This is a genomic window from Pseudomonadota bacterium (assembly GCA_022361155.1).
Taxonomy (GTDB): Bacteria; Myxococcota_A; Polyangia; order Polyangiales; family JAKSBK01; genus JAKSBK01.
The window spans coordinates 20,796-28,394 of sequence record JAKSBK010000196.1; the positions used below are offsets into that span (position 1 = coordinate 20,796).

Sequence of the window (7,599 nt, forward strand, 5' to 3'; positions counted from 1 at the left end):
ATCGCTCTGCGGGATGGCTACGACTTGCCACCCGGGCAGAGCCCGAACTGGATGGCTCACTACGACCCCTTCACCAGCGATCGGCGCTTCAATTGGGGACCCTTGAATCTGGTGCTCACGCCGTCGAGGCGCTTCGGCACCTCCACCCAGCTGGGCTACCACCTCTCCCCGCAGGTTCAGGCCCACGCCCGCATCGCGTACACCCGTCGCCGATCGGTCAACCAGGCCGCTCCCGAGCCCCTGCCGATCGGTCCGGGCGGAGGCGGGACCGGACCGCTGACAGCCCTGACCATTCCGAGCTTTGACCCGAACCTGGCTGCGGCACTGCCGAGCCGTTACCAGAACTTCAGCCCTTTTCCTTTTGCCTTGACGCCCGAGACGAACTTCGTGATCTACCGCCGGCCCCTCGAAGGGGGACCTCGCATCTTCAACCAAACCGTCAACACCCTGGTTGCATCCGGCGGTCTCGCCGGCGACTTCAGCCTCGGCAGCCAAGATTTCCACTGGGACACAACGTTTGTTTATGGAGTCAACCGGGCCGACCAGATCAAGAACAACGCCTACGACGCAGAGCGGATTCGCAAGGCGCTGAGCTACAACGAATGCGCCCTGGATCCCAAGTGCGTACCGCTCAACATCTTCGGCGGCCAGGGCTCGGGCGGTCTGGGAACCATCACCCGGGAGATGCTGGACTACATCCAGTTCGTGCAAAAGGACGTCTCACAGCAAACGTTGATTGATCTTACGCTGAACATCACGGGCGGTATCGCGGAGCTGCCTGGAGGCACTATGGGCTTCGCCACAGGAGTCGAGCTGCGGCGGCACCAAGGATTCTTTCAGCCCGATGGCATCGTGGCCCGAGGCGATACAGCCGGCATCCCCGCCGCGCCCACGCGAGGCAGCATCGACGTTGCCGAGGGGTACGCCGAGGTCCGGCTGCCGCTGTTTGATCAGGCCGGACCTGTCGACCTGTGGGACGTCTCGGGAGCAGCCCGTGTCTCGAGCTACAGCACATCGGGCACGCAGACGACCTATCGGGTTGGGTCACGTTTGCGTTTGGTCGACGATGTTCTTTTTCGCGGCAGCTGGGGTCAGGGCTTCCGCGCTCCGGGGATCGGAGAGCTCTTTGGCTCTCCGGCTCGCTTCGATCAGGGCCTGGCGGACCGCTGCTCCGATTTCAACAAGATGCACCAAGACCCCGTCAAGCAGCAGGAGCAAGCGCAGATCGCGGCGCGTTGCCAGCAGGTGTGGAACGCAGGTATCCTGCCGAGCGACGGCTCCTACACGCAGGCCAACTCGCAGCTGCCCGTGACGACGGGCGGCAATCCGGAGCTCAAGGCCGAGACCTCCACCAGCCTGACAGCGAGTCTGGTCTACAGCCCCTCCTTCGTCAGCGAGCTGCCGGGGGTGGACCGGCTTTCACTGGAAGTGACCTACTACCGCTACCAGATCAACGACCCGATTCAGGCGATCAACGGCCAGGTAACCCTGGATCGCTGCGTGCTCGGCAACGACCAGGCGGCGTGCGATCGGATCGCCCGCGTGCCCGGAGGTGCCATCCAGCGCATCGACGGTCAGCTGACCAACTTCGGCAGCATATCGACCGACGGCGTGGATTTCACCTTGAGCTATTGGTCTCCCCACACCGCCTTTGGCCAGTTCCGGCTCACGTCGCTGAGCAGCGTCCTGCTGAGCTTCAGCGAAATCCTCCCGGCAGGAAGCCAGAGCGGCGTTGCAACCATCGAGAGGGCAGGCACGGAAGTGGGCAGCCCTTTGCGCGCCTATCCCCGCCTCAAATCGAGCTTGATTCTCGACTGGCTGCACAGCCCGAACCTGCGCGCATCCTGGACGCTGCGCTACCTCGGTTCGGTCACCGAAAGCTGCGGCCGGCTGCCCGACACGGACTTGGTGCCTGGCGAGACGATCACCTACCACGAGAAGTACTGCACCGACCCACAAAGCGACGAACGCACGATGCCCATGACCTTCTACAACAACGTCCAGGTCACGTGGAGTCCCGAGCGGTTGGATCGAAGGCTCGATTTCACCGTGGGAGTGAACAACATCCTCAATCAGGCACCCCCCGCATGCTACAGCTGTGGTCGTGGCTTCGACGCCACCACCTACGAGATTCCCGGAGTCTTCGGCTATGTCAGGGCGGGCTATCGCTTGTAAGATGATCTGCATGTAGCTGGCTGCCTGGTTCGGCGGCTGGGCCGCCGGCACGGAGCATCGCAGAGGTTGGTGTGTGATGAGAATCCTGATAGCAGATAAGTTCGATGCGATCGGTCAGCAGCAATTGACCGATTTGGGATGCGAAGTGAGCTTTCAACCGGAGCTCGACCCGCAGACGTTGGTGCAGGCCGTCACCAACCAGGATCCAGACGTGGTCATCGTCCGCAGCACGCGTGTCAGTGCAGCCGTGATCGCGGCCGCCGAGCGACTGAAGCTCATCGTTCGTGCCGGTGCTGGTTACGACACGATCGATGTAGCCGCAGCGTCGCATGCTGGCGTTTTCGTGGCGAACTGCCCTGGCAAGAATGCCATCGCTGTGGCCGAGCTGGCTTTTGGCCTTGTCTTGTGCTGCGATCGTCGCCTGCCCGGCCAGAGTGCGGAGCTGCGCAGCGGGCACTGGAACAAGAAGGAGTACAGCAAGGCGCGAGGCCTCTTCGGCCGCACGCTCGGCATCGCAGGGTTCGGCAACATCGGTCAGGAGGTCGCGACAAGGGGCCGGGCGTTCGGGATGCAGGTGCTCGTATGGTCACAGGACTTCGACGCCCGCATTGCGGAACAGCTGGGCGTGAAACGGGTCGATTCCCGGTTCACCCTGGCTCGACACAGCGACGTCGTATCCCTTCACGTACCGCTGACTGCGCAGACGCGTCATCTGGTCAATGACCAGTTCATTGATGCGATGAAGCCGGGAGCCTACCTCATCAATACGTCGCGCGGGCAAGTGGTCGATTCGGCGGCGTTGCTGCGCGGCGTACGCGACAAGGGGCTGCGCGCGGGACTCGACGTGTACGAGGCAGAGCCCAAGGGCGCGACTGGGAGCTTCGAACATCCCCTGTTCGCGCAGGCCACGGTCTTTGGCAGCCATCACGTGGGCGCCTCCACCGACCAGGCCCAGCAGGCGATCGCGCTGCATGCCGTCGAGATCGTCAGGCGCTTCGCAGCCAGCGGGGAGGTGCTAGACTGCGTCAACCGCGCGCGCAGGAGCCACGCCACCAACCTGCTTACCGTGCGGCACGAAAACCGCCCCGGAGTTCTTGCCAGCGTGTTTCGGATTCTCAGCGAATTGAATATCAACGTGGAAGATATGGAAAATATCCTCTATCAAGGCAACCGTGCGGCCTGCGCACGTATCCAGCTATCGGACTCGCCAGCCAACGAGCTGCAACGGCTGCGCGCGAGCTCTCCCCAGATCATGAGCGTCGAGCTTACACAGATCAGTGCAGAACAGTGAATATCCAGATGAACGACCGCATCTACAATTTCTCCGCCGGCCCGGCGACGCTTCCCGCGCCTGCCCTCAAGCGAGTCCAGCAGGCGGTTTGGAGCTACGAGGACTCCGGAATTGGTGTGCTCGAGCACAGCCACCGCAGCCGACCCATCTCGACGCTATTCGAAGAGACCGAAGCAGCGCTGCGTAGAATCGCACGCATCCCGGACGATTTCGCGGTCCTGTTTCTTCAGGGCGGAGCTTCGAGCCAGTTCTTCATGGTCCCCATGAACCTGCTGCAACAGGACGCCACCGCCGACTACCTGGATACGGGCTCGTGGTCCCAAAAGGCGATCAAGGAAGCCAAGCATTTTGGCACAGCGCATGTAGCCGCGAGCAGCACTGACAAGAACTACTCGTATATCCCAGCGCCCGAAGCGATCCGCTATTCACCCAACCCCGCCTACATACACTACACGAGCAACAACACCATCTTCGGGACCGAATGGGCCGACGTGCCGGCCGCGCCCGAGGGCGTGCCCGTGATCTGCGACGCGTCGAGCGATATTCTCAGCCGCCCGTTGGATCTGAGCAGGCTCGACTTGGTCTATGCCGGGGCCCAAAAGAACCTGGGACCCGCCGGGCTCACCCTGGTCTTGGTACGGCGCGACTTGGCAGCAAGCGCCAAGCGCGAGCTGCCGACCATGCTGCAATACCGAACGCACATCGAGCACGGCTCCCGCTACAACACGCCACCGGTCTTCGCCCTGTGCGTGCTGCGAGAGGTTCTGCGCTGGATGGAGGACCGGGGCGGTCTTGCGGCCATCGCAGAGCAGAACCGGACCAAAGCCCAGCTGCTCTACGACTACCTGGATCAGAGCCGCTTTTTCCGAGCCACAGCACGACCGGACAGTCGCTCGCGCATGAACGTGTGCTTTAGAGCGCCGAGCGAGACCCTGGAATCGCGTTTCGTCAAGGAGGCTGAGCGCGCAGGTCTGTCGGGCCTCAAGGGCCATCGTTCGGTGGGCGGCATGCGCGCGAGCATCTACAACGCGTTCCCGCCGGCAGGCTGCGAACGACTCGTGGCTTTTATGAGGCAGTTTGTGCGCGACCACTCCAACTAGTACTAGTACCGCTTGCCAGGGATTGTGATCGATTGGCGTCGAGGGCTGCCGGTCGCTGGCAAGGCGCACCCACGAAGACTGCGGTCCATTTCGATGCTGTGCACCGTCATGTAGCTAGCCCGAGCTGCCGGAGCCCCGTGCAGCGGCGCCAATGCGCTCCGGGGCCAGTGGGGCGCGTTCGTTGTCCGCGAGCTTGCGTTCGAGCCTGGCCCAGCTGTCGCGCAGACCGATCGTACGATTGAAGACGGGTCGAGCCGAATCGGAATCGACCGCATCGACACAGAAATAGCCGAGCCGCTCGAACTGAAAGCGCTGCCCGGCGCGTGCGCTCTCGAGGCTGGGCTCCACCATGGCATCGACTACCTCGATGGAACCAGGGTTGATGCGGGCTTTCCAGTCGCTGCTGGGATCGTCGGCCGCCAAGGGATTCGCTTCCAGAAACAGACGATCGTATAGGCGCACTTGCGCTGGTACCGCTGCGCGGGCGCTGACCCAGTGCAGGGTTCCCCGCACTTTGCGCCCATCGGCGGGTGTGCCTCCGCGCGAACCTGGATCCCAGCTGCACCGCAACTCCACGACCTCGCCGGACTCGTTCTTGATCACGTCGGTGCAGCGGACAAGGCAAGCATGGCGCAGGCGCACCTCGCGGCCGGGGGCCAAGCGAAACCACTTCTTGGGCGCTGCCTCCCGGAAATCGTCGCGCTCGATGTAGAGCACGCGCGAGAACGGCAACGCGCGCGACCCGAAGCTTGGATCCTCGGGATGGTTTGGAGCCTCGAGTCGCTCTGTTTGGTTCTCGGGGTAGTTGTCGATCACGACCCGAAGAGGTCGCAGCACTGCCATCACGCGCGGACAGCGCGCATTGAGGTCCTCCCGAAGAGCATGCTCGAGGAGCGAAACGTCGACCAGACTGTCGCGTTTGGACACCCCGATCCGGCCGCAAAAAGTTCGGATGGCTTCCGGCGTATAACCGCGCCGACGCATGCCCGATAGGGTGGGCATCCGAGGATCATCCCAGCCCGTGACCACACCGGCGCTCACGAGCTCCTGCAGCTTGCGCTTGCTGAGCACCGTATAGGTCAGATTGAGACGTGCAAACTCGATTTGGCGCGGATGCAAAGCGACCGGCAGCTGCTCGAGGAACCAGTCGTAAAGCGGCCTGTGATCCTCGAATTCGAGGGTGCAGACCGAGTGCGTGATCCCTTCGATCGCGTCCGATTGGCCGTGGGCCCAATCGTAGGTCGGATAGATGCACCAGGCGCTTTCCGTGCGATGGTGTGGCACATGTAGAATCCGGTACATGATGGGGTCGCGCATGTTCAGATTCGGGTGCTGCATGTCGATCTTGGCCCGCAGGACATGCACGCCCTCGGCAAACTCTCCGCTTCGCATGCGCTCGAACAGGTCGAGATTCTCCTCGATGCTACGATCACGGTAAGGTCCGTTTACTCCCGGGCGGTAGTAGTCGCCGCGTGAATCGCGGATCTGCCCCGCACTCTGGCTATCGACATAGGCCTTGCCCGCCTTGATGAGCAGCAAGGCCCATTCGTAGAGCTGCTCGAAGTAATCGGACGCGAAGCAGCGGCGCGCGCCCCAGTCAAAACCGAGCCAGCGGATGTCGTCCTCGATCGCGCGCGTGTATTGCGCCTCCTCGGTGCTTGGATTGGTGTCGTCGAAACGCAGACTGCATGTGCCGGCATACTTGCGCGCCAGCCCGAAATTGAGGCAGATCGACTTGGCATGCCCGATGTGCAGGTAGCCGTTCGGTTCGGGAGGAAAGCGAGTACGGAGCCAGCCAGCTTCCCCAGCTTCGGCGACGTCCGAGGCGACTGCTTCGTCCAGGAAGTTGGATGGTCCGGTGTCGGACCCCTCGCCGGAGGGCACATCACGCGTTGCCTGAGCGCACTCGTTTGGCGTGCCTTTCGTCACGGCACCGCCCCCGCGCAGGGGAGGCGGTCAGCGGCATCAGCTACGCCCCACTTGGTGCTCTTGGTCGCAAGAACAGAAAAATGCTGTGTCACGGCATGCTCCTGCCGCCCTCCGATGGTGTCCTTCATGGTATGGTTGGGGGTCCGTCCAAGTGATGCTCTACGAAACGCTCGATCTCGTACAGCTCGGTTGCCTGCAGCAGCGGCTCGGCGGGGCCCGCCAGCGGCGGATGCGACCCGCGATAGACAGCGATGGGGGTCCGATAGCGACGCGCAAGTGCGATCTCCGACAGCGTACCGCCGCCGCCCGGCAGCGCTACAACCACGTGACTGCTCAGGATATTGATGTGGTTGCGACTCGACAGGTCGGTTCCATCGGCTCCCCGCGCCGGCAGATGGGTCTGTATCACCAGATCCACGTGGGGGTTGGGGTAGCCGGAAGGCGGTAGCGGTCGCTGACTGCTCGACGCGTGCCGGGCAGCAGGCACGATGCCGACCACCAGGCCTTGCGTTCCCGCGGCTCGAAAGTGCTTCGCCACCGAGGCCATCACCCCGCCGCCGCCACCGCACAGTAGATGGACGCCCAGGCGAGCCAAGTAGGCGCCCAAGGGCCGCGCCAGATCCTCGTGGGCCGACGTGCCAGAGCCCATGACGCCGACTACGCGCATACGTGTTGCTCCTCCTCGAAATGGCCGCTGTGTTCTCCACCGTCACGCCTTTTGGGGCCCGCGGAAGAATAGGGCTATTTTGCCACGAGCTCGAATCGGCCTTGAAGTATCGTGGGTATTTGGGTATCAATGGGGGTGCTCTCAGGGGAGGATGCGGGAGCCCCGCCTTGCCATCCCCCGCCTTGCCATCCCCCGCCTTGCCATAGCTTGCTCGTAGCACGATGATGGACTTGACCCCCGTCGTCGTAGGTGGTGCGCCGCAGCGGCGGGAGCGATCAATAGTGGTCGGCGATGCAGGCCGCAAGTTCCACACCAGACCACTTCGCGAACTGCTGGAGACCTTGAATGCTAATCGTGCACGTCTGCGTTCGCGTCAAGCCTGAATGCACCGCCGCGTTTTCCGAAGCCACCGTGGCGAACGCTCGTGCCAGCATCCA

General features: G+C 63.1%; 5 protein-coding genes. 3 read left to right on the forward strand and 2 right to left on the reverse strand.

Features of this window, described 5'->3' with window-relative positions:
* The first annotated feature begins 51 nt into the window (after positions 1-51).
* The 3 genes from MJD61_07240 to serC all read left to right on the forward strand — a co-directional run bounded on the left by MJD61_07240 (position 52) and on the right by serC (position 4,566).
* On the forward strand, positions 52-2,175 hold the full coding sequence (locus tag MJD61_07240; GenBank protein MCG8555068.1) for a TonB-dependent receptor: 2,124 nt from the start codon (positions 52-54) through the stop codon (positions 2,173-2,175).
* A 76-nt stretch (positions 2,176-2,251) separates the two neighbouring features.
* Positions 2,252-3,466 carry an ACT domain-containing protein gene (locus MJD61_07245; GenBank protein ID MCG8555069.1) on the forward strand — a complete coding sequence of 405 codons (1,215 nt, stop codon included), beginning with the start codon at positions 2,252-2,254 and terminating at the stop codon, positions 3,464-3,466.
* 8 nt (positions 3,467-3,474) lie between these two features.
* Positions 3,475-4,566 carry a 3-phosphoserine/phosphohydroxythreonine transaminase gene (serC, locus tag MJD61_07250; GenBank protein ID MCG8555070.1) on the forward strand — a complete coding sequence of 364 codons (1,092 nt, stop codon included), beginning with the start codon at positions 3,475-3,477 and terminating at the stop codon, positions 4,564-4,566.
* Positions 4,567-4,680: 114 nt separating this feature from the next.
* Here the strand turns inward: serC and MJD61_07255 are convergent, their stop codons facing one another.
* Both MJD61_07255 and MJD61_07260 read right to left on the reverse strand, forming a co-directional pair.
* On the reverse strand, positions 4,681-6,450 hold the full coding sequence (locus MJD61_07255) for a glutamine--tRNA ligase/YqeY domain fusion protein (protein MCG8555071.1): 1,770 nt from the start codon (positions 6,448-6,450) through the stop codon (positions 4,681-4,683).
* A gap of 169 nt (positions 6,451-6,619) precedes the next feature.
* The gene (locus tag MJD61_07260; protein ID MCG8555072.1) at positions 6,620-7,162 is read right to left on the reverse strand and encodes a molybdenum cofactor carrier protein; all 543 of its coding nucleotides are present in this window, start codon (positions 7,160-7,162) and stop codon (positions 6,620-6,622) included.
* Between the last annotated feature and the right edge of the window lie 437 nt (positions 7,163-7,599).

Coding starts and splice junctions, on each gene's coding strand:
- MJD61_07240 (MCG8555068.1), top strand. CDS start 52: ATGGCTCACTACGACCCCTTCACCAGCGATCGGCGCTTCAATTGGGGA.
- MJD61_07245 (MCG8555069.1), top strand. CDS start 2,252: ATGAGAATCCTGATAGCAGATAAGTTCGATGCGATCGGTCAGCAGCAA.
- serC (MCG8555070.1), top strand. CDS start 3,475: ATGAACGACCGCATCTACAATTTCTCCGCCGGCCCGGCGACGCTTCCC.
- MJD61_07260 (MCG8555072.1), bottom strand. CDS start 7,162: ATGCGCGTAGTCGGCGTCATGGGCTCTGGCACGTCGGCCCACGAGGAT.